The 22,823-nt window shown below is 60.4% G+C and carries 22 protein-coding genes; 19 read left to right on the plus strand and 3 right to left on the minus strand.

From position 1 onward, the window contains the following. The 4 genes from EOS_RS05190 to EOS_RS05205 all read left to right on the plus strand — a co-directional run. Window positions 1-340: TonB family protein (locus tag EOS_RS05190; protein ID WP_047845561.1), on the plus strand; the 340-nt coding region annotated here is incomplete at its 5' end. Next, a complete protein-coding gene (locus EOS_RS05195) occupies window positions 337-1,899 on the plus strand; it encodes an alkaline phosphatase family protein (protein ID WP_053063755.1) in 1,563 nt (520 codons plus the stop codon). The genes EOS_RS05190 and EOS_RS05195, both read left to right, overlap by 4 nt. Next, window positions 1,889-2,614: a response regulator transcription factor gene (locus EOS_RS05200; protein ID WP_047845534.1), complete on the plus strand. Its 726-nt coding sequence runs from the start codon at window positions 1,889-1,891 to the stop codon at window positions 2,612-2,614. The genes EOS_RS05195 and EOS_RS05200 overlap by 11 nt, the downstream gene beginning before the upstream one ends. Window positions 2,615-2,618: 4 nt before the next feature. Continuing rightward, window positions 2,619-3,959: a sensor histidine kinase gene (locus tag EOS_RS05205; RefSeq protein ID WP_053063756.1), complete on the plus strand. Its 1,341-nt coding sequence runs from the start codon at window positions 2,619-2,621 to the stop codon at window positions 3,957-3,959. A gap of 4 nt (window positions 3,960-3,963) precedes the next feature. Here the strand turns inward: EOS_RS05205 and EOS_RS05210 are convergent, their stop codons facing one another. Then, window positions 3,964-4,881, minus strand: coding sequence for a LysR family transcriptional regulator (locus tag EOS_RS05210; protein WP_047845535.1), 918 nt, complete (start codon window positions 4,879-4,881; stop codon window positions 3,964-3,966). A gap of 144 nt (window positions 4,882-5,025) precedes the next feature. On the opposite strand from EOS_RS05210, the gene EOS_RS05215 reads away from it, so the two are divergent. From EOS_RS05215 to EOS_RS05290, 15 genes are all read left to right on the plus strand, one after another. Continuing rightward, complete coding sequence (locus EOS_RS05215) at window positions 5,026-6,357, plus strand: MFS transporter (protein ID WP_047845536.1); 1,332 nt, start codon at window positions 5,026-5,028, stop codon at window positions 6,355-6,357. A 7-nt stretch (window positions 6,358-6,364) separates the two neighbouring features. Continuing rightward, window positions 6,365-6,868, plus strand: a complete 504-nt coding sequence (locus tag EOS_RS05220; protein WP_047845564.1) for an ureidoglycolate lyase — start codon at window positions 6,365-6,367, stop codon at window positions 6,866-6,868. Next, the gene (locus EOS_RS05225) at window positions 6,865-7,791 is read left to right on the plus strand and encodes a polysaccharide deacetylase family protein (RefSeq protein WP_047845537.1); all 927 of its coding nucleotides are present in this window, start codon (window positions 6,865-6,867) and stop codon (window positions 7,789-7,791) included. Before EOS_RS05220 ends, EOS_RS05225 begins: the two co-directional genes overlap by 4 nt. Window positions 7,792-7,842: 51 nt before the next feature. Then, window positions 7,843-9,126, plus strand: a complete 1,284-nt coding sequence (locus EOS_RS05230; protein WP_047845538.1) for an amidase — start codon at window positions 7,843-7,845, stop codon at window positions 9,124-9,126. Window positions 9,127-9,257: 131 nt separating this feature from the next. Next, on the plus strand, window positions 9,258-9,440 hold the full coding sequence (locus tag EOS_RS05235; protein WP_152693079.1) for a hypothetical protein: 183 nt from the start codon (window positions 9,258-9,260) through the stop codon (window positions 9,438-9,440). 8 nt (window positions 9,441-9,448) lie between these two features. Next, window positions 9,449-10,321, plus strand: coding sequence for a 4-hydroxy-tetrahydrodipicolinate synthase (dapA, locus tag EOS_RS05240; RefSeq protein WP_047845540.1), 873 nt, complete (start codon window positions 9,449-9,451; stop codon window positions 10,319-10,321). Window positions 10,322-10,417: 96 nt separating this feature from the next. Then, window positions 10,418-10,621 carry a cold-shock protein gene (locus EOS_RS05245; protein ID WP_047845541.1) on the plus strand — a complete coding sequence of 68 codons (204 nt, stop codon included), beginning with the start codon at window positions 10,418-10,420 and terminating at the stop codon, window positions 10,619-10,621. Between the two features lie 470 nt (window positions 10,622-11,091). Beyond that, the gene (locus EOS_RS05250; protein WP_047845542.1) at window positions 11,092-11,382 is read left to right on the plus strand and encodes a hypothetical protein; all 291 of its coding nucleotides are present in this window, start codon (window positions 11,092-11,094) and stop codon (window positions 11,380-11,382) included. A gap of 625 nt (window positions 11,383-12,007) precedes the next feature. Then, window positions 12,008-12,781: a GntR family transcriptional regulator gene (locus tag EOS_RS05260; protein WP_047845544.1), complete on the plus strand. Its 774-nt coding sequence runs from the start codon at window positions 12,008-12,010 to the stop codon at window positions 12,779-12,781. A gap of 169 nt (window positions 12,782-12,950) precedes the next feature. Then, window positions 12,951-14,519 carry a gamma-glutamyltransferase family protein gene (locus tag EOS_RS05265; RefSeq protein WP_087881881.1) on the plus strand — a complete coding sequence of 523 codons (1,569 nt, stop codon included), beginning with the start codon at window positions 12,951-12,953 and terminating at the stop codon, window positions 14,517-14,519. 114 nt (window positions 14,520-14,633) lie between these two features. Beyond that, the gene (oxlT, locus tag EOS_RS05270) at window positions 14,634-15,917 is read left to right on the plus strand and encodes an oxalate/formate MFS antiporter (protein WP_047845546.1); all 1,284 of its coding nucleotides are present in this window, start codon (window positions 14,634-14,636) and stop codon (window positions 15,915-15,917) included. A gap of 25 nt (window positions 15,918-15,942) precedes the next feature. After that, a complete protein-coding gene (locus tag EOS_RS05275; RefSeq protein WP_047845547.1) occupies window positions 15,943-16,719 on the plus strand; it encodes an ABC transporter ATP-binding protein in 777 nt (258 codons plus the stop codon). Beyond that, on the plus strand, window positions 16,716-17,558 hold the full coding sequence (locus EOS_RS05280) for an ABC transporter permease (RefSeq protein ID WP_053063758.1): 843 nt from the start codon (window positions 16,716-16,718) through the stop codon (window positions 17,556-17,558). The genes EOS_RS05275 and EOS_RS05280 overlap by 4 nt, the downstream gene beginning before the upstream one ends. Before the next feature lie 34 nt (window positions 17,559-17,592). Next, window positions 17,593-18,573, plus strand: a complete 981-nt coding sequence (locus EOS_RS05285) for an ABC transporter substrate-binding protein (protein WP_053063759.1) — start codon at window positions 17,593-17,595, stop codon at window positions 18,571-18,573. Window positions 18,574-18,577: 4 nt separating this feature from the next. Beyond that, window positions 18,578-19,900, plus strand: a complete 1,323-nt coding sequence (locus EOS_RS05290; protein WP_047845549.1) for an amidase — start codon at window positions 18,578-18,580, stop codon at window positions 19,898-19,900. A gap of 122 nt (window positions 19,901-20,022) precedes the next feature. Here EOS_RS05290 and EOS_RS05295 read toward each other — a convergent pair whose 3' ends face one another. Both EOS_RS05295 and EOS_RS05300 read right to left on the minus strand, forming a co-directional pair. Next, the gene (locus tag EOS_RS05295) at window positions 20,023-21,435 is read right to left on the minus strand and encodes a sensor histidine kinase (protein WP_235442708.1); all 1,413 of its coding nucleotides are present in this window, start codon (window positions 21,433-21,435) and stop codon (window positions 20,023-20,025) included. Between the two features lie 618 nt (window positions 21,436-22,053). Then, window positions 22,054-22,314 carry a hypothetical protein gene (locus tag EOS_RS05300; protein ID WP_047845551.1) on the minus strand — a complete coding sequence of 87 codons (261 nt, stop codon included), beginning with the start codon at window positions 22,312-22,314 and terminating at the stop codon, window positions 22,054-22,056. Between the last annotated feature and the right edge of the window lie 509 nt (window positions 22,315-22,823).

Below are 22,823 nucleotides of genomic sequence, written 5' to 3' on the forward strand. Positions count from 1 at the left end.
CGCAGCTCCACCGCCGCCTCCTGCGACGCCCGCAGCGGCGCCTGCAGCCCCCAATCCGAGCTTTGAGAACGCCATGCGTGCCGCGATCCAGGCGGCGCTTCATTACCCGGAGTCGGCGCGCATGTCCGGCATGGCGGGCCGCACGCGGGTTGGTTTCCGGTACCGCGACGGCAGCGTATCCGACATCACGCTCGTCACGTCGAGCGGTAGTGGACTGCTGGATCGCGCGGCGCTTGCGGCCGTAAGGGATGCGGCTTATCCGAAACCCGAACCCGCCCAGATGGGCAAAACCCTGAACGAACAACTCTGGGTAACCTTCAATCTAAATACTAACGAATGAAACAAACACTCTCCGTTATTGCAGCTTTGCTGGGCTTGTCCACCGTCGCCGCCGCGACCGCTGCTGCACCAGCGGCGTCGCTGCCGCCCGACGCGCCCGTGCGCCACGTCCTGCTGATCAGTGTCGATGGTCTGCACACGGGCGATCTCGCGCATTTCGTCGATGCTCATCCGGACAGCACGCTCGCGAGCCTTCTGAAGCAGGGCGTTGATTACACCAACGCCCATACCGTTGCTCCCGCCGATTCGTTCCCTGGGCTGATGGCCCTGATAACCGGCGGCACACCGGCCGTGACGGGCGTCTATTACGACGACTCGTACGACCGCGCGCTGGCTGCGCCGGGCAGCGATTGCAGCCGGCTCGGCGCACGCGTTCGCTACGACGAGTCACTCGATATGGCTGCAGCCGATGGGCATGACATGATCGACCCCGCCAAGCTGCCTCGTGATCCGGTGCACGGTTGCGTGCCGGTTTATCCCCACAGCTACCTGCGCGTCAACACGATCTTCGAAGCGGTGCATGCGGCTGGTGGTTATACCGCCTGGACCGATAAACATCCGACCTACGAACTCGTCCAGGGTCCTTCGGGCCAGGGTGTCGACGACTTGTTCCTGCCGGAGATCGGGGCGAATTACGAAGGTCTCAGCAACGTCAAAGCCAAGGAGATCACCGGTTCGCTTCCCCGCACTGAGGACTACGACGACATGAAGGGGCGGGTGATAGTCAACGAGATCGACGGTTTGACGCACGACGGGAAAAAGCGCTCAGTTGTTCCGACCGTATTCGGCCTGAACCTGCAGGCGGTCAACGTCGCGCAGAAAATCTACGGGTATAAGAACGCGGATGGTGATCTGACAGCGGGTGTGGATCGCGCGATCGGACATACCGACCAGTTGATCGGGCGCTTCGTGAGCGAGTTGGAACGGCAGGGCTTGCGTGACGACACGTTGATCATTGTGACGGCCAAGCACGGCAATGGCCCGATCGATACCAGCCTGCTCAACAAGATCGACGTGCGGAAACTCGAGAGCGTGGTCGACAAGGCCGCACCGGGTGCGCTTGCTCAGTTGACCACCGATTACGGCGCGCTGATCTGGCTGAATAACACCTCGGCTACCCCCGCGGTGAGCGCTGCCTTGCGAGCGAATGCGGACACGCTCGGCATTGCCGATGTCGTGAGCGGCGAGCGCCTGGCACTGCGATTTCCCTCGCCATCGCGAGACAGCCGTACGCCGGATATTGTTGTCGTGTCCCGCAACGGTGTCATATTTACGCCACCTGGCGATGGCAAACTAGCCGAACATGGGGGATTCCATGACGACGACACGCGCGTTGCCTTACTCGTGTCGAATCCGCATCTCGCCGCGCAGGGACAACAGGTGACTTATCCTGTGTCGACTACGCAGGTCGCGCCAACCATCCTCGCCGCGCTCGGCTTACCGGTCAATGCACTCCAGGCTGTCGCGCAGGAAGGCACGCCGGTGCTGCCGGACGGGAGCTGGAACCCGCTTCGGCAAGTAGCGCAGGCTCAACCTGGAACACAATCGCTTGGCAAGTGAACAGGCCATCGTCCGCTCGATCGGACGGAAGTACCGCATTCTGGTCGTCGAAGACGACCCGAGTGCGGCGCTGGAAGTCAGGGCAGCGCTCGAAGACTATGGTTTCGACGTCGAGTGCGTGTCGTCCGGACATGACGGCTTGTTGCGCGCGATCGACGGCGAGTTCGACGCGGTGGTGCTCGACCGCATGCTGCCTGATATAGACGGCCTGTCGATCCTGTCGACGCTGCGTAACATCGGCAGGCGGACACCGGTGCTGATCCTGAGCGCGCTCGCAGCAGTCGATGAGCGCGTGCGGGGCTTGCGCGCCGGGGGCGACGATTACGTCACCAAGCCATTCGACAGTCTCGAACTCACCGCGCGTCTCAATGTCCTGCTGCGTCGCCAATCGTCGTCGGCGGCGGCACCCTCGATGCTGAGTGTCGGCGATCTGATCCTCGACCCCGGCATGCACCGGGCGCAACGCGCCGGCCAGACACTCGACCTGAAGCCGCGTGAATACAGTTTGCTTGAATTCATGATGCGGCATGCCGGTCAGGTCGTCACCCGCACCCTCTTGTTCGAGTCGGTCTGGAACTACCATTTCAATGCGCAGACCAACGTGATCGACATGCATATCGGCCATCTGCGCCGTAAGGTCAGCCTCAACGGGCGCATGTCGTCGATGATCCATACGGTACGTAATGTCGGCTATATTCTCCAGGCCTCGGAGTAGTCGCGTGGCGCGCCTGCATCCGGGCAGCATCGGCTGGCTGCTGCTGGTATTCGTCAGTTCGGCGATAGCGCTGTTCGCATTGCTTTACTGGCTGACCAGCGGTTACCTGCTTCACCAGGTCGACGAACGCCTGAACGGAGAGGTGGCGGAGTTTCAATCGCTCGGCCGTGACGAAGCCATCGCGACCATCAGTGCACTGAGCCGGCGCGACGTTGCGGACAGCCGGCCCTATGGCCTCTTCGACGGGAACGGCAGGCGGCTTGCGGGCAACGTCGATACTCTTCCGGCGGAAAAAGACGGTAAGCCATTTGACTACGCGCAGGCGACCCGCGAGGGACGCAGCCGGGTGATGAGCCAATATCGCGGCATCATTGTGCCGACCAAAAGCGGACTGCGGATCGTCGTCGGGCATTCGATCGACGAGATCATCGTGTTCGACCGCACGCTGGTGACAACGCTATGCACGGGTCTCGCGCTGACAATCCTGCTTGCGGTCGGCTGCGGCGCCGCGCTGAACAGGATGTCGAACCGGCGTATTCGCGCCATCAGCGAAACGAGCCGTGAAATCATGGCGGGCCAACTAGACCGGCGCCTGCCTACGCGTCATACCAACCACGATCTTGACCGGCTCGCGGGAATCGTCAACACGATGCTCGATGAAATAGAGCGGCTCGTGAGCGAGGTCCGCGGTGTGTGCGCCGGCATTGCTCATGATCTGCGTACGCCGATGACAAGTCTGCGTGGCGGGCTCGAACGGGCGCGCCGCCGCTCGAATACGGTCGACGACTATGCAGGCGCAATCGATACGGCGATCGAGCAGTCGGATGTGGTGCTCAATCGCTTTACGGCCCTGCTGAGAATTGCAGAGATCGAGGCAGGCGGACGGCGCGCGAGTTTTGGTTCGATCTCGCTGCATACCGTGCTGCGCGACGTGGTTGAACTTTACGAGCCGCTCGCCGAGCATCGCGGCTTGTCGATGAAGGTGCATGCGCCTGTATCGGTCGAAGTCATCGGCGATGTCGACCTGTTGTTCGGGGCGATCGAGAACCTGCTCGACAACGCGCTGAAGTTCACGCCAAGGGGTGGGGAAGTAACGCTCGAGGTTTGGCACGACAACGGCTTTCCCGCGCTGCAAATTGCAGACACCGGACCGGGTATCGATGTGGGCGAGCGCGAAGCGGTGCTTCGGCCGTTTTATCGGAGCGCGGGTGCGCAAGCGCACATGACGGCAGGGCACGGTCTTGGCCTGAGCCTTGTCGCTGCCATTGCCCGCATGCATGGGGCCGACTTCGAGATCGGGGATAACCAGCCAGGCTGCAAGATGCTGTTGCGGTTTAGAGGGTAGGGGCTCAGTTGTGACGGTCCGGCTGGCGCAGGAAACCCTTGACTGCTTTCTGCGTCTCCTCCAGCAATGCTTCGGCGAGCCGCGATAGCGGCCGGTCCTTGGAATAGACCGCCCAGGCATCGATGGTGGTCTTGGGGCGAAACGGCAACGCGACAATGTGCTGCTGGCTGGAGTGCGCGATGGCGGAGAACGCGTCGACTACCGCCACGCCAACGCCGGCACCGACCAACATGCACGCGGTCTCCGAATAGCGCGCCTCGACCGCCACGCGATACGGCACACCGGCGTCGCGAAATGCGGCGGCAATGAGCGAACTGACGCGTGCGAGACTGGACAGGCCAATCAGCGGATACGGCTTGAGGTCGGCCGGAGCAACGCGCTTGCGCCGCGCAAGCGGATGTCCCGCGGGCACGACGCAAACCATATCGATCGAGGCGATTTTCACCATCTGCAGAGCGTGCTTCAGTTCGGGTTCGAGGGCGATGGCTAGACCGAAATCGGCCGCCAACGCTTCGACGCTCTCGATCACCTTGTATGAATCGACGACGTCGCACACTACCTTGACCTCGGGCTTGCCGACCATGAAGCGCTGGATTGCTTGGGGAAGCATTGAGTGACCAAGCTGCGGCGTGGCGCTCACACGCACATGTCCGAGGCGATTCTCCTTGATGTCCTCGACCGTCTGATCGAGCGCCTCCGAATACATGAACATGGCTTCCGAGGCACTGAACAACGTCTTCGCCTCCTCGCGCGGGACCAGGCGATTTCCCAAGCGATTAAACAGCCGAAAGCCGAGTTCCGACTCCAGTTGCCCGAGCGCGTTGCTGACAGCCGGTTGCGAAATGCCGAGCACGCGGCTCGCACCGACCGTAGTCTGCGAAGTCATTACGGCCCTGAAGATTCCAAGCAGTCTCGAGTTCACGATAACCTTTTCTTATATGTTCCGATTAATTTTCTATAGTTGATTATTGTAATTCCGCTTTCAATAATGGGTCCAGCCGTTATCCGCAAACCGAAGACCGGGATGCGCGCGTTGACGGCACAATCTCCTGGACCGGGACAACTCATGAACACAGTCGCACACGCCAATGTTTCAGGTTCCGATGAAGCGGTCATGCAAAGAGTGGCATGGAAAATCCTGCCATTCCTGATGCTGCTGTACTTCGTCGCGTTCGTCGACCGGGTCAATATCTCCTTCGCCTCGTTGCAGATGAATGCGGATGTCGGGCTGTCGAGCGTTGCTTATGGAATCGGCGCGAGCGCGTTCTTTGTGAGCTACTTTCTGTTCGAAGTGCCAAGCAATTTTGCGCTCTCGAAGATCGGTCCGCGGCTGTGGATCGCGCGCATCATGATCACGTGGGGTCTAGTGTCCGGCGCCATGATGTTCGTCTCCGGCGAGAGGAGTTTTTATTTGCTCCGCTTCCTGCTCGGCATGGCTGAAGCCGGGTTTTTCCCGGGGATTGTGGTGTACCTGAGCCGCTGGTTCACTGCGAGTTATCGAGGGCGGGTCACGAGTATTTTTATTGTCGCGATCCCGTTATCGGGCCTGATCGGAGGCCCAATTTCCGGACTGATTCTCGACCGCATGAATGGCGCGGCCGGCCTGCGCGGCTGGCAATGGATGTTCTTGCTGGAGGCGATTCCGGCCATAGCGCTTGGCGTCGTATGCCTGTGGCGGCTGGCCGATCACCCCGCCGGTGTAACGTGGCTGAGCCAGGACGACAAGGACCGGTTGGAGCATCTGCTCGACAGCGAGCGCCGCGCACTGGACTCGGAAGTGCGCTATCCACTGTCGGCCGCGTTCGCCAATCCCGCTGTGTTGCTGCTTGCCGGCACGCTGTTCTGCATTGTGTTCGGTACGACCGGTATCGCGTTCTTCCTGCCGCAGATCATCAAGAGCTTTGGCTACAGCAACACGGCCGTCGGTTTCCTGAGTGCCGTACCGTATCTGGCCGGCGTGATTGCGATGGTGGCCTGGGCACGCCATTCCGACACGCGTCGGGAACGCGTCGCGCACCTTTTCACCGCGACGCTGTTCGGCTCAATCGGGTTTGTCGCGCTTGGCTTGCTGCTGCCTGTGCACTGGGCCGCCATGATCGGCCTGTGCCTCGCGGCGATGGGTGTCTATGCTTCCAATGCGCTGCTCTGGACGCTGCCATCCGAACTGATGACCGGCACCAAGGCTGCCGTGGCCATAGGTGTCATCAACTCGCTGGCGAACCTGTCCGGAGTCATCGCGCCGAGCTTGCTGGGCTGGAGTCGCCAGGTCAGCGGCGGGTTCGCCATGCCGGCGTGGATCTTTGCCGGCTTCTTGATTTTAGGCACGGTGCTGGCGGCACTATTCGGCCGGACTTCCATGTTCGCGGCATCGCGACGTGCATTGCTGAAGGCAGTTTGATATGACGATGTCAGGCACATTACATTACCTCGACGCGCAGACATTGAGCGCGGACGCGTTCGAGTTGTACGGCGACGTTCTCGAGAACAAGACTAACCAGCGGCGGCGCGATTTTTCGACGCCGTTCGCCGGACTGGACGCCGGCACTACCCCGCGTTTTTGGGTCAACTGTTTGCAACCCAGCCCGACCCGCTCGATCGTGATCGATTTGATGGAGTGTCATCCGCGGTCCCCTCAGACATTCATTCCGATGCGTGAGGTTCCGTATCTGATCGCGGTCGCTCTGTCCGGCGACGATGGTCTTCCTGACCCTCGTACGCTTAGCGCCTTCACCAGTGAGGGTGGACAAGGCGTGTGCTACCGGCGCTCAGTCTGGCATTTCGCGTTCACTTCACTCGACGACATCAACGAGGTTGCGGTGATCATGGCGGACAGCGGCCACGGCGACACCCTCTTTGCGAGACTGGCCCAGCCGGTTATCGTCGATCTATCGAGCAGGGGCACATCATGAACAACCAGCACGATCACCTCGAACGGAACTTCACCGGCTATGGGCGTCATCCGCCTGACCCGCGGTGGCCTAAGGACGCCAGGCTGGCGGTCAATATCGTCGTCAACTACGAGGAAGGCTCGGAAGCGTCGTTCCCGGATGGCGATGGCCACTCTGAAAGCGGTCTGGCCGAAGGTGGATCAGGCGGCTTCGAAGGCCGCGATCTCGCAGCGGAATCGATGTTCGAATATGGCAGCCGGGTCGGCATCTGGCGTGTGCTGCGCCTGCTGGAAGAACGCGGCTTGCCCGCCACGGCATTCGCCTGCTCGCAGGCGCTGGAGCGCAATCCCGAATTCGCCCAGTTTATTCGTGACAGCGACATGGACGTCTGCAGCCACGGCCGACGCTGGATCCGGGCACAACATCTCACCGAGGAGCAGGAAGCGCAGGAAATCAGGCGCGCGTTCGATTCGATCATCCAAACCACCGGACGGCCGCCGGCGGGATGGTATTGCCGTTATGCGCCAACCGTTCACACCCGCAAGCTATTGGTCGAGCATGGTGGTTTCATCTACGATTCCGACGCCTATAACGACGAGCTTCCGTACTGGACGACTGTGCAGCAAAAACCGCATCTGGTGATTCCGTACAGCCTCACCAATAATGACGTTAAGTTCGCGCGCGGCGCGATGGCAACCGGAGACGACTTCTTCGCGTTCATCAACGACGCTGTCGAGATGCTGTGTCGCGAAGGCGCGCAAACGCCCAAGATGATGTCAATCGGTTTGCATGTCCGTCTGATCGGTCATCCTGGCCGTGCCGCAGGACTCGAGCGGCTGCTGGACAGCCTCGTGCGGCGTACCGATGTCTGGATGTGCCGCCGCATAGACATCGCGCATCACTGGTTGCAGACGTTTCCTTTTGGCGCCGCAGAGCGGAGTTAAAAGAAGCGTTCACACCGGACGTTTCCGGCATCGATCGACGAGGGATTCACGATGAAAATACCACCGCATGGTCGTTCTGTTGTCGAGATCTCACAGCGGGCGTTAGCCGGAATCGACAATCCACTCGACGCGTCCCGCAACGCACTTTCTGCCATCGCGCTTCGGGAGCCGGAGTTGCGCGCATGGTCGCATCTGGCGACTGGGACCGAGCTTGTCGCGCCGTCGCCGCAGGCCGCATCGGGTCCGCTTGCGGGCGTTCCGTTTGGGGTGAAGGACGTCATCGACGTCTCGGGCATGCCAACCCGATGCGGCTCCGGGACCTACACCACTGCGCCAGCCCAGTTCGACGCTTCCTGCGTCGCATTGTTGCGGCGCGCCGGCGCGGTGCCGGTCGGAAAAACGGTGACGGCCGAATTTGCCTATGTCACGCCGGGACCCACCCGCAATCCCGCCAGTCCTCGACGTACGCCGGGAGGTTCGTCGAGTGGCTCGGCTGCCGCCGTGGCCGCGGGCATGGTGCCGGTGGCGCTGGGAACGCAAACGGGAGGATCGATGATCCGGCCCGCGGCATTCTGCGGTGTTGTCGGTTTCAAACCGACCTTCGGTGCGCTCGCACGCGACGGCATGAAAGTGATGTGCGAGTCGCTGGATGTTATCGGCTGGTATGGGGCCGATGTAGCCGACGTGGCCCGCGTCGCGCAAGTGCTGCTCGCTGATGCGCCAGCTTCGCTGTATTCGGGCGAATACATGCAGACGATCAAGATAGGATTTCTTGAGGGCAATCCGTGCCATGTGCTCGAGCCTGCCGCGCAAGCTGTTCTTGACGATGCTCGCCTTGCGTTAGGCGAAATGTCGACGATCAAGCCAGTCCCTGAAATAGCGGATGCGGCCAGATTGCTCGAAGCGCATTCCGTGATCATGCATTACGAATTGGCGCGCAGCATGTTGCCCGTGGCGTCGGGACATGCCGCGCAACTGAGCCGGCCTTTGCGTGAAGCCATCGACAAAGGGCTGGCCATGCCAGTCCAGATATATCGGGAAATGAAAGTGTGGCAGCAAGCGCAGCGCTCGCGATGGTCCGACTATTTCGGCGATGCGGACGTTGTCCTGACATCGAGTGCCCTCGGTCCTGCACCGGCAGGGCTTCACTCGACCGGGGCGGCGGCTTTCAATAAAGCGTGGTCGCTGCTCGGGTGGCCGTGCATTCATTTGCCCACCGCGTTGAGCCAGGATGGCTTGCCGCTCGGGGTGCAACTCGTCGGGAAACCGGGGGCGGATAGTGAGTTGATCGCGTGGGCTCTTGGCTTGCATAAGGTTGTGGACCGCAGGCAGTAAGCGAGTTCGTACCGGTCCCTCTGTATGAAGCCACATTTATATGCGTGATGCGTTGATCTAGACACTTTGTTTACGCGGCTTTGTGTACGCTTTATTTCGTTCGATCCTATGGAAGTCGCAACAAAATGAACATGGCACTTGCACAAGTCGTTGCCCGGATGCAATGGGGCAAAAGGTTCGCGTTAGCTGCTAATCGCGCAGCCTTGCCGGTAATCCGCAAACGCGCGGTCGACGAGGCATTGAAGGCATCGCGACGCAACGCTCCACGGCTGTTCTATTCGCCGCTTGGCGTGTTCAGTCGCCACATTCATTGAGGGCGATCATGGTCTCAGGAATATGGTTGCCAATTGTCACGCCGTTCCGGAATGGTCAGGTTGACGTGGATGCACTGCAGCGTCTTGCCGAACGTTATCTGAACGAGGAAATCAGCGGGTTTGTCGCATTGGGAACGACCGGGGAAGCGGCGTTACTCGACCACAACGAGCAACTGACGGTTCTACAGGCGTTGCTGGAAGTCGTCGGAACGCGGCTGACTGTCGTGGTCGGCGTAGGCGGGCTCAATACGCGAGACATGCTCCACGAGATTCACCGTTTCGCCCGATGGGACATTGGGGGATACCTGGTGTCCGCCCCGGCTTACATTTGTCCGGATCAGCGCGGTGTTCAATGGCATTTCGAGCAAGTTGCGCAGGCCACCGATCGACCCATCATTCTTTACGACGTCCCGCATCGAACCGGTGTTTCGATCGAGACGGACACGGTTGAGCGGCTGATTGAATGCCCGAATATCCTCGCAATCAAAGCGTGTGTGCCAGAACGCTTTCGAGACCTTTGCCGATTGCCGATCAGCGTTTTATGCGGCAATGACGACGCATTCCTCGACTGCCTGACTGTAGGCGGTACCGGGGGAATCCTGGCGAGTGCGCATCTTTTTGCTGACGCACTGGAGGAGGTTCAGGAGCGTGTCTTGTCGGAGAAGTCTGAAGAGGCGATCGCGCTATTCGACTCTCTTCGTCCGGTCATCAACCTTCTATTCGACGCGCCCAATCCCGCTGGCGTCAAAGCCGCGCTGTCAGTCCGCGGGTTGATCAGCAAAGAGACACGGATGCCGATCATGGAAGCTTCAGAGGAATTGACTGAGCGATTGAGGGTCGGCCTGGAAATATGCGCCCGCATGCAAGCGGTCGTTGCTTGAAAGGCAACCAACATAGTGCGACCGCGTGGGGCCACGTGACGTTGGTCGCATAGAGAAGTAGTCGATACGTGGCGTTTTATGAGCTCTGGGAAAATCATGGCAACCGGTACTGTAAAGTGGTTTAACGACACGAAAGGCTTTGGCTTCATCACTCCCGACGACGGCGGCGATGACTTGTTCGCGCATTACTCGGAAGTGCAGGCGAGTGGCTTCAAGTCGCTTCAAGAGAAGCAGAAAGTCAGCTTTGAAGTCAAAGTGGGGCAGAAGGGCAAACAAGCGTCAAACATTCAGCCGCTCTGACAATTTTGTTGTTTAGCGACTCGACTCTGGAGTCGTGAAGTTGATGAGACTGGTGGTTGTCGTGAAGGCGCACCTGGCGCCCTCTGCACCGGCCTCCCGCAGGTCCCGGCGACCACAGGAAAGACCACGAAGAACGCTGCTCGAGAGGGTCTTCAAGTGGATATCTCTTCGCCAGCATGCGTGTTCGCTGCAGGCTTCAGGCACTCATGCCGCCGTCTCCTCTCGCCGGTCATCATTGCGTTTTCCAACATCCCCGACGCGAACGCCCCTTCGTTTTGACACAACTTTTTATACAACATATATACGCCCGCCAGCGTTCTTTCGACACGGTAATTATCGGAGAAGGCGAACAATAGCAGACGAACAAAATGGGTCTGGCGGACGTCACCAATAAAAGACGGTCGCCATCGCCGCTAAGGCAATGCGGTCACGTCTTAGCGTTATTAAATAGTCGAAAAGCGGACAGCACTATGACCGATAACATTGGGGCCTTGATTGAAGAAATTCAACGATACGCAGGAAATCGCGTGCACGATGTAACGCGCGGAGCAGAAACGCCAGCGCTTGCAGCGCTCATGGTCGAGAAGTTTGGCGAGGGTCTGGTAAAAGCCGGATACTTGCTGGGCGTCGAACGCACCGATGCACTCAGGCGTGAGATCGACCGCCTGGTACGAGAGATAGACGCGGATTACCCGGCACATCTTCAATGCCGTTTTGAAGCGCGGCCGGCAGGACTGGCAATCAACGGCAAAGCACACTGAGCGCCGCTAGCTCCGAAACGCCTCGAAACAGCAAGCGTGCTCAACAAGCGCAGGTGATTGAATTCTACGGAGCGTGCCGTCGTCAACCGCTCCGCAATAACCTATGGAAGATGTTATGGCATTCAAACAAACGAAGGGAAACACGACCGTTGAGGCTATTGTCCAGCCATCCCCGGGCCAGATGTTCAAAGGCGCGGTCCGCGTGACAACGTTACGCGACAAAAAGACCCTGGAGCAAATCACAGGACGCGGTTGCGGCCGGCCGATGAATACCCCTGAAGCTGCATTGGAGCTGGCTGAGGCAGCGGCTCGACGGATGCTCGGCATAAATCAGTGACAGACGCGCTAAGCTAAATAAATGAAGCTTATTTTTTGTGAGCGTTGCTAATCCGCTAGTGCGCTAGCGGATTAGCAACGAGCGTCCAAGAGAGTCTGTGGCGCCGGTAGCACTGGTCTCTCGCCTCTGACCGAATAACAAATTCGTCTTGGATGCTGCCAAGGCTTCAGGTGGCACGGCCGTTTTTTTGCCTTACCTATCGAATGTCGATTTACCCGGGTCCGACGTTTTGGCGCGTGAGAAACGCCCATTTTCGTGGCGAGCTTTTATTGCTAAGCTTCCGCCATCATGTCCGACACCCTTATCGATCCCTACTCGCTGCCATTGCCCAGTCGCTCGGCGTCGCGTGCCGAGCACGTCTATTTCAGCTTGCGTGACGACATCTTCGAAATGCGCTTGCTTCCCGGTGACCGCGTGACTGAGGGCAGCATAGCCGAGCGTTTCGACGTCTCTCGCACACCCGCCCGCGAAGCCCTGCAACGCCTGCAAAGCGATGGTCTGATGCAGGGTTATGTCCGGGGCGGATGGGAGGTCGTACCCATCGATTTCAAGCGTTTCGACGATCTCTACGAGATGCGAAAGCTGATTGAAACCTTCGCAATCAGCAAACTCGTCAGCGAAGCAACGCCGCTATCCGGCGTCGTCCTGCAGATGCTCGACGAGCTTGAGGGCGTGTGGAACGTGCCATTGTCCCGACGTGTCCGCGACGGCCGCGAGGTCGCCGCGCTCGACGAAGCGTTCCATCACGCGCTCGTCTGCGCCGCGGGCAACGAAGAATTGACCAGCGCCATGCAGCGCGTCACCGATCGTATCCGCGTGGTGCGGCGGCTCGACTTCGTCTACGGCAACTGCATCGACGTTACGTATGACGAACACGTCGCTATCCTCGGCGCCATCCGGCGCTGCGAGGCCGAGCGAAGCGCCGCGCTTATAGCGCGACATATTGAAGGCAGCCAGGCTGAAGTGCGCAGCCTGACGGTTCATCGGCTGCAAAGCGCACGCACTGCAATGAAGCCGGACAGTGCGCCGTATGCACCACCGCGGATACGCCGCACCACCTAGCGGCATGCCGGCCGTGCGTGCCGGTTCCGGAATCCCCCTATAGCAAGCGACTGAGGTCAGCGGGCTGCTTGGCATGCTTTTCGCGTAGTCGACAAGTATGTATACAAGCAAATTCCTCTAACCAAGCATGTCCCCTGACTTTCCTAATTGTGTACGTGGCGTGCGCGGCATGGCCGTCGCACCCCATGCGCTGGCTTCGCAAAGCGCGCTAGCAGTGTTGCGGGAGGGCGGCAACGCCGTCGAAGCAATGATCGCCGCCGCCGCGACGATCGCGGTCGTCTATCCGCACATGAACAGCATCGGCGGCGATGGCTTCTGGCTGATCTCGCGCCCTGGCGAGAAACCGGTTGGCATCGAGGCGTGCGGTGGGGCGGCGATGGCGGCGAGCATCGACGAATATCGCTCGCGTGGGCTCACGTCCATTCCAACGCGCGGTCCACTGGCCGCGAATACGGTTGCGGGAACGGTGTCCGGCTGGCAACTCGCTCACCGCTGGTCGAACGACACGCTTGGCGGCAAGCTGCCGGCTGCGCGCCTGCTGGAAGACGCCATCCATTACGCAAAGCACGGCGTGCCAGTCACGAGCAGCCAGGCGCAATGTGTGGCGGCCAAGCGCGCCGAGTTGCAGTCGATCCCCGGATTCGCCGATACCTTTCTGCCGAGCGAACGCGCGCCCGTGACAGGCGAGCGCTTCGCCATGCCCCGTCTGGGAGCATCGCTGCAACAACTTGCCGATGCCGGTTTCGACGATTTTTATCGTGGCGATCTGGCGCGCAGCATGGCGAGCGACCTGCGGTCGGCGGGGTCCCTGCTGACGCTCGCGGATCTCGAGCGGCATCAAGCCCGCCTGCGCGCGCCGCTCGCGCTCGTGCACTCGCTCGGCACGGTCTACAACATGCCACCACCTACGCAAGGCCTTGTTTCGCTGCTGATCCTGGGCATCCTCGACCGGGTGTCAGTGAAAGACATGGACCCGCTCGGTCCCAAGTTCGTACATGCGTGCGTGGAGGCGACCAAGCTCGCATTCCACATCCGCGATCGGCATATCACTGATCCCGATCACATGCAGATCGACCCGCTCACGCTCCTCGATCCCGTTGCGCTCGACGAGATGGCCGCGCGCGTTTCAATGACGCGAGCTGCACCTTGGGGACGCGGTGCCGGACCGGCAGACACCGTCTGGCTCGGCACGATGGACGCAGACGGCGTGGCGGTGAGCTTCATCCAGAGCATCTATCACGAGTTCGGCAGCGGTGTGGTGCTGGCGAAGTCGGGGATCAACTGGCAGAACCGCGGATGTAGTTTTTCGCTCGATGAGCAAGCGCTGAATTCACTGATGCCGGGACGCCGTCCGTTCCACACGCTCAACCCGGCACTCGCGCGTTTTTCCGATGGCCGCACGATGGTCTACGGGAACATGGGCGGCGACGGGCAACCGCAATCGCAGAGCGCGGTGTTCTCGCGGATAGCCCATTTTGGCTGGAATCCGCAGGCGGCCATCGACGCGCCGCGCTGGCTGCTTGGCCGCACGTGGGGACAGACGACGGACACGCTCAAGCTCGAGGCGCGTTTCGCGCCCGCCACGGTGGCGGCACTGGCAGCGCTTGGTCATGAAGTCGACATCATGCAGGCCTACGACGAGGCAATGGGGCATGCCGGCGCAATAGTTCGGTATCCCGATGGATCGTTCGAGGCTGGCTACGACCCGCGCAGCGACGGTGCGGCGGCCGGCTGGTAGCCGCCCACCTTTTCCAGAAAACGCAAACGAGTCCGGCCGGGGTGGCGGGCTGGCGCGGCCTTTTCCGCTGTTCCGCACATCGACTGACGACTGTTTCAGATACGGAGAATTACCATGACCACTCGCTCGCAAGCCATCGATACGCCGGGTATCGAGAAGCTGTCGACCGCCACGACACATAACCGCTGGCTTCAGCTCGGCCTCGGCCTGGTCTGCATGATGGCGATCTCGAGTCCGCAATACGTCTGGACGCTGATGACCAAACCGCTCGCGGCGAAACTGGGCATTGCGCTGCCTGAGCTGCAAGTGACGTTCTCGCTGCTGATCATCCTGCAGACGTTCTTTTCGCCGTTCCAGGGCAAGCTGATCGACCGCTTCGGGCCGCGCTTGCTGATCTCGATCGGAACCGTGCTGTCGGGCATGAGCTGGGTGCTGGCGTCGATGGTGCAGAGCGTGCCCATGCTCTACGTGACCTATGGCGTGGTCGGCGGACTGGGAACCGGCATTGTCTATGTCGGCGTAGTCGGCTTGATGGTGCGCTGGTTTCCTGACCGGCGCGGCTTCGCAGCGGGTGCGGTCGCAGCCGGTTACGGCATGGGAGCGATCGTCACGACCTTTCCGATTGCTTCGTCGCTGGCGGCACGCGGAGTGGATGCAACCATGTTGACCTTCGGCATCGCCTTTGCGGTGGTCGGGTTGCTCGCGTCGCAAGGCTTGCGCGTGCCGCCTTCGCACGAAGCGGTTGCGGCGAGCGCCACGCAAGCCGCGGTGGCCGGCCTGCGTCCGTCGCAGACGCTGAAGAGCCCGATCTTCTGGCTCATGTTCCTGATGATGACCATGATGTCGACCTCGGGCCTGATGGTGACCTCGCAGATGGCGACGTTCGCCGCCGATTTCGGCGTGACCAAGGTGCTCGTGTTAGGCATGGCTGCGCTACCGCTGGCGCTGACCATCGACCGGTTGACGAACGGGCTGACGCGGCCGTTGTTCGGCTGGGTCTCGGACCGGCTTGGCCGCGAGAACACCATGTGCTTTGCCTTCGGACTCGAAGGTATCGCGATGGCGCTATGGCTGATCACGCGCGATAACGCGGTCCTGTTCGTCTTGCTGTCCGGCGTAGTGTTCTTTGGCTGGGGCGAAATTTTCTCGCTGTTTCCGTCCACGCTCACCGATACCTTCGGCACGCGCCACGCCACGGAAAACTACGGCTGGCTTTACATCTCGCAAGGCATCGGCTCGATCTTCGGTGGACCGCTCGCCGCGCTGATGCACCAGCATGCGGGAAGTTGGGTCCCCGTGTTCGGCACGGCCATTACGTTGGATATAACCACCGCCGTACTCGCGATCGCCGTTCTCAAGCCAATGCGCAGCCGCTTTCTGGCCGCGCAGCGCGTGTGATCTGGATCACCACTCAGGAATTCGCATGTCAGTTCAGCTTGCATTGCGCAACATCCGTAAATCGTTTTCGAACAAGCAGGGCACGGTGGATGTATTGGGGGGGCTCACGTTCGATATCAACGAACGCGATTTCGTGAGCATCATCGGTCCGTCAGGCTGTGGGAAGACAACAGTCTTTAACGTGATCGCCGGCTTGCTGGAAGCCGACAGTGGCGATATTGTTTATCGTGGGCAGGCGGTCGAGGGCTTGCGGGGCAAGGTCGGCTACATGATGCAACGTGACCTGTTGCTGCCGTGGCGCACCGTTTTGCAGAACGTGCTGATCGGCCCGGAACTATCCCGCATGCCGATTGCGCAGGCCCGCGAAACGGCGATGGAATACCTCAACACCTACGGCCTCGCGGGTTTCGAAAACGCCTATCCGCGCATGCTCTCGGGCGGTATGCGCCAACGCGTGGCGCTGATCCGCACGCTCATCAACGATCCCGACATCATCCTGCTCGATGAGCCGTTCTCCGCACTCGACTACCAGACGCGGCTCTATCTGGAAGGCGTGTTGATGGAAGCCGTGGAGACTTTCCACAAGACCGTGGTGCTCGTTACGCACGATATCGACGAAGCCGTGGCGTTGTCCAAGCGCGTGGTCGTGCTCGGCGGCAGGCCGTCGCAGGTAAAGAAGATCTACGACATCGACATCGCCGCGCGCTCGCCAATTGGCGCCCGCAGCGATCCGAACTTCTCCGGCTACTTCCACGCCCTGTGCGGTGAACTCGATATCCAGACCGAGGCGGGCTCAGCATGACGCAATCCGTTTCCATCGCACGGCCAGCGCAAAAGGCGCAGGCTAAAAAGTGGGCGCTCGATAGCGGCTGGGGCCGCTCTCTGTTGCAACTCGCCGCCGTGGTCGCGTTCTTCGCTATCTGGGAGGGCGCCGCGCGGCTCGGCTGGGTGTCGAACTTCCTGGTCGGCTCGCCGGCGAAGATCTTCGATGCGCTCGTGCGCGACGCCCATTCCGGTCAGCTATTCACCGATACCGGCTACACGCTATTCGAAGCGATCTTGGGTTTTGTGTTCGGCACGGCGGTGGGCTCCGTATGTGGTCTCGCGCTCTGGTATTCGCCGTTCGTTGCGCGGTTGATCGAGCCGTTTATTGTCGCGATCAACAGCGTGCCGAAGATCGCGTTCGCGCCGATCGTGATCCTCTGGTTTGGCACCGGGCTGATATCGAAAGTCGCGCTGGCGATCTCGCTGACTGCCATCGTCGCGCTGATCGCGGCATACGAAGCGGCGAAGGACGCTGATCCCGACCTGCAGGCTCTGCTCGTCACGCTTGGTGCGAACAAGAACGATGTGTTCACGAAGGTGGTCGTGCCGTCCACGCTGCCGTACGTGATCTCGACGTTTCGCATCAACGTCGGCTTTGGTCTCGTCGGGGCGGTGGTCGGCGAGTTCATCTCCTCCGAACACGGACTCGGGCACATGATCTTTACGGCATCCAGCTTGTACGACCTCAACACGGTATGGGAAGGGCTCTTCGTCCTGATGGCGATCGGTTTCGTGCTCTATTTTCTGATCGACCTCATCGAGCGCCGGTTGCTGCCGTGGCGCCAGGCGTCGAATACCAACACGCTGAAAGTTTGAACGACTAGTGAATCACCTGATCGGGGAAATAACGATGGCACTATCCGTAAGAAAAATGCTGACCGCACTGACGACGGCGCTTGCGTTTTCCGCGGCGTCGGTCTCAACCACGGCGCTCGCCGCAGACAAGAAAGTCACCATCTCGCAGGCGTTTCAGTCGATGCTTTATCTGCCGCTTTATGTCGCTATCGACGGGGGGTTCTTCACGAAGGAAGGGCTCGACGTGACCAAGCAGACGGCCGGCAGTCCGAGCGCGGCGTTATCTGCGGTCCTGTCGGGCAGCGCGGATTTTTCGCTGCATGGTCCGGAGTGGACGGCGGTGGCGTCTGAGAAGGGCGCCGACGTCGACGTGATCGCGAACGTGGTGAATGGTGCTGCGGTGTGGATCGCGACGGCTCCCGATGTGAAATTCACCAGTATCAAGGACGTCAAGGGCGAGGTGGTGGTGTCGGGGCAGATGCCGACCACCAGCACCTCGCTCTTCTTCAGGGCGCTGAAGGAGAACGGCATGTCGCCGAGCGACGTCAAGCTGGTGCAGGTTCCGCTCGGTTCCGAGATCGGACCGCTCGTGGCGGGGCAATCGAAGATTGCCGTCATGTACGAACCGGGTCTCGATCAAGCCGTCGCCAAGGGAATGAAGGTCGTGCTGAGCTTTCCCAAGCTGTATGGCGAATACGCGTTCTCGACGATTACGGCGAAGCGCAGCGTCGATCCGGATTCCGCAGCGCGTTTCGTGAAGGGGCTGCAAAACGCGCTTCTTTACATGCAGACCAACCCGGCAGAGACGGCCGCAATCGCCCGCAAGGAATTTCCGACGCTCGACGCGCCGGTGGTCGACGCTGCCGTCAAGCGTATGCTTGCCGATGGTGTCTATCCGAAGAACGTCGACATCACGCCGAAGGCGCTCACGGTCGCAATGGACACGCAGATCGCGCTCGGCAACCTGAAGCAACAGCCGAAATACGATACATTTATTGCGCGTAACTATATCCAACCCGCACTCGCTGCCAAATAAATTCATGACCTACGTTTGCCCGACCATTGCCGAGATTCGCGCCGCTGTTGCCTCAGGTGAGAGCAGCCCCGAACAGTTCGTTATCCAAAGTTTTGATGCGGCGCAAGCGTCGCAAGCAGAGCTGCACGCATTCCAGTATTTGCCGGACACTGCGCCTGTCAACCGCGCTGAAGCGGCACTGGCAGGGGTAGCGGTTGCGGTGAAGGACATTATCGATACCGCCGACATGCCTACCGAGTTCAACTCGCCTGCGTATGCAGGACGGCGTCCCGGGCAGGATGCATGCGTGGTCGCGCGCCTGCGCGCAGCGGGCGCAACAATACTCGGCAAGTCGGTGACGACCGAGTTTGCTTTCCGCCATCCCGGGCCGACCGTCAACCCGTGGAACAGCGCGTACACGCCGGGCGGATCGTCGAGTGGCTCGGCGGCAGCGGTCAGCGCAGGCATTGTTCCGCTGGCGCTCGGCACGCAGACGCAGGGGTCGGTGATTCGTCCTGCCGCCTATTGCGGCGTCGTCGGCTTCAAGCCGACCTACGGCACCATCGCGAGGACCGGTGTATTGCCGCTCGCATGGTCGCTCGACCATGTCGGTTTGTTCGCGAGGACCGTCGCGGATGCCGCCTACGTGCTGAGGCTCGTCGCTGGCACCGACGCCGGCGATCCGCACGCGTCGCATGTCCCGGGCACGGTCACGGTCGAAAAGGCGACGGGACGCCGTATCGGCATGCTGACGAAACAGGCGGGCGGCGCGCTCGAGCCCGCACAGCAAGCCGCGCTCGATGCGCTTGCCGAACGCCTGTCCCATGATGGCGCCGAGATCGTCATGGTCGATCTCCCTGCAGAGATCTTCGATACCCCGCGCCACGCGCTGACGCTAATGGGGGTTGAAGCCGCCATTACGCACGGCGAACTCGTCGACCGTTCGCCGGAACTCGTCAGCGCACCGATGCGCGAACTGGTCGCGCAAGGGCGTGCGCTGCCCGCGACCGACTATGCAATGACCAAGGTTCTGCAGGGGCGCATGGCGCATCGGTTCGACCGGTGGCTCAGGGAGACGATGGCGCTCGACGCGTTGCTGGTTGCGCCGGCGAGCGGCGAGCCGCCGCGTGGGCTTGACTTCACGGGCGATGCGTCGTTCTGCGCTCCGTGGACGTTCCTGGGCGTGCCGGCCGTTACGGTGCCGGCCGGTTTCGGGCCGATGGGCTTGCCGCTGGGTGCGCAGCTTGTCGGTGCCGCGAATGGCGATGTCGCGCTGCTCGATCTGGCGGAGTGGGTCGAGCAACGAACCGGGTGGAAGACTGGGGTTGCAGCCATTTCGGCACAGTAAGGGGGCGCGAAACGAACGAGGGGCGGCTGAAGACGCTCGTCTTCACACCGCGGCGCGCGTGCTCGTCCGAGCAAGTCGTCAACGGCGAGGCGGCCTTCGAGCAGCGGGCAGCCTGCGCGGGTTTAAATCCACACAGTAAATCTGGTTCCCGAAATCAGGCTGCTTACGGTCAACTGCCATTCGTGAGCAGTCGCTATTTCCTTGCAGATAGCCAGTCCCAGGCCCGCGCCCTCGTGGCTGCTATCCGGAGCACGCCAGTACCGCTTGAAGAGGAACGGAAGGTGGTCCTGGCTGATGCCAGGTCCCTGGTCCTGAACCTGAATCGAGGCCTTGTCGACGATCAGCGACACGACGCTATTGGGCGGCGAAGCATTGATCGCGTTCTCAACAATATTCTTGAGCAGGATAAACAACGCGCTCCTGTCTGCCCAGATCGACGCCGGCGCAACCGGCACCTGAACTTGAAGCTTCACCTGCCGCCGGTTGGCCTTGCGTGACAGATACGCCACGACGTCCTGCGCGACGTCAACACTATCTACCTCGCCAAAGCTGAGATTCTGCGGTTCGCTGACTTCGGCGAGATGCAACAACTGTCGAACCTGCCGGGCCATCAGATCGACCTCGCGAAACAGCAGTTCTCTATGCTTGATTTCAGGTTGCAGCTCGATCTGACCGCGGATCAATGTGAGCGGCGTTTGAAGTTCATGTGCGGCTGACGCAAGAAATTGTTGCTGGACAGAGAAACCGTTTTCAAGTCTGCCGAGTGCTTCGTTGAAAGCATTGAGCAGCGGCTTGAGCTCGCTTGGAACGCCCTTGGGCGAAAGGCGCGCGGTCAAGTTGCGCGGTGTGATCAACGCAGCGGCGCCCGACGCCTCCCTGAGCGGCTTGAGTACCCGATGCAAGGTCAAGGTCAGCGTCAGCCCGAAGATGACCGTCGCAACAAAGATCGTAACCCTGACGATTGCCGGAATCTGTTTGACCTTCGCGCCAATCATGGCGTCGACCAGGCGCGCACTCATGGCGGTCTGGGCATAGAACACGTCATGCCCGTGCGGAATCCGAAGCGTCACGACGTCAAATGGTTTGCTGCCGATCGCTACCTGCTCGACCTTGCCCGCGGCATGGAAAGGATCCCCGGCAATCCACGGGCTACGGTCCTGTGCGTCGCCCGACGCGAACAACACGCCTCCCTGCTCGTTGAGCACACGATACTTTAGTTCGGTGGGCACCGCCTCGAACAGCCACGCCGTTTCCTGGGGAGGTTGTACCGAGACTGGACGGCCGGCGTCGTCAAAGTTAAGCCCGTTCGCCACATCCTCAGCTCTTTCTATTTGTTCGTGTCGCCCGAGTGCCTGCTCAGGAAAGTGATTAAACGCGTAGATGACAACGGCAGCCAGCAGAGTCATGCAGACCGCGAGCGCAGCAACGCTGGTCAACCACAGGCGCGCGGACAAACTTCGAATCCAGTGATCGAACATGCCGTATAAGGGGCGCTCGACTGGAGACGCTGAGAACGCTGGCTGGAGTATTGTCATGGTCGGGTGTCTGTCGCGTATCGGAGTGGGCGATGCGGCCCTCGCTCAGAGCGCCGGTGAGCGGGTGGTTCCAACCGATGGGTGCCGCATGTCAAAGCGCGCGGCGAGTGGTTGCCGACAGAGCGAAACGCACGGGTGTTCGGGGATGTCGCGCTTCACTGCCGGATCGCTGTGCAGTGGGTCCGTCACACTACGGAAGACGCTGAAGACCGTTACCTGTACGTTCGAAGTACTTTTCATGTGCTCTCCGGAACCGACTACTGATGGATCGGGTTGGACGTCACGATCGGCAGACTCAGATCGTAGTCGAGCAATAAGCACTGATGGTGAACAAAAGAAGGAGAAATGGTGGAGGTTTGAATTACTTCCGATAAAGATGCGGGGTCAAATCCGTAATAAAATTAGCCCCTAATGAAGCATTTATGAATGAGGTAGCGGCGAGAAAACGATCGCGCGTTTTTAAATGCCATAGCGGTTAGCGACCGGGCGATAGATCTATTGCCCGACCGCTTCCGTCTGTCACGGCCCAACGCTACCACCGTGCAGGATTGGCATCCTGACTGCTGATTAATCAACGGTACCAGCCCTATAAATAAGCCGGCTCGCGTTTAGACGGAGCTAGCCGCGCTTTGGCTGATTTTGTGGCGGTAAAGGCGCTTGCCAATCGAACCCTTCAAGCGATACCGCAAGCTGCATGGGATGCATGGGGGCGCTGCCGGCGTTCGCGGCCGATGCGACTGCGCTGGTTGTCAGGGGCTCCAGACCCAGTTCGGTAGCACTCGTATTACTGCCGTGTGACGTGATGGTGTGAGCGATGGCGATAATGCCGGTCAGCGTGGTGACGGCCAGAACGTTACGGGTAGTGATGTGAGACAACATGCTCGATCTCCATTTGAAAGCGGTAACGGATTACTCGTGGATTACTCGTGCGCGCATTGAGAGAATAGGATAACGAGCTTATCTGTGGCTTAAGGACACGCTGAATAGCCGATTTTTTTTAAATCCTTCGAATGCAATTATCGTCAGCGGGCTAAGCATCCCGTAAGAATAATGCCGCTATTATAAAGTCGCGATAGATTCGATATCCTGCTCAATACTTGAATACTCATCGCGGCCACGACAGTCTCGTAGCAGAAACTGCCGGAAGGCTTGCACGCACACCTTCCTTTGCCTCCCTGCCTTCGGAGTAGACGGGAGGTGGTTCAAATGCGGTATTTTCCCTATCTGGCTGGCACGACGCCTCGGCATCCGAATGGCGACGCCCTGCCGAACCTAAACAAATTCGAGATTCTGCCGTTATACGACTAACAGATGCTCTGTTGTCCCGTTTGATGCGCAATGGACCGGCAATATAGAGAGAATCGCAACATCGCGCTGCAACACAAGCA

Source organism: Caballeronia mineralivorans PML1(12) (assembly GCF_001028175.1).
Lineage (GTDB): Bacteria > Pseudomonadota > Gammaproteobacteria > Burkholderiales > Burkholderiaceae > Caballeronia > Caballeronia mineralivorans.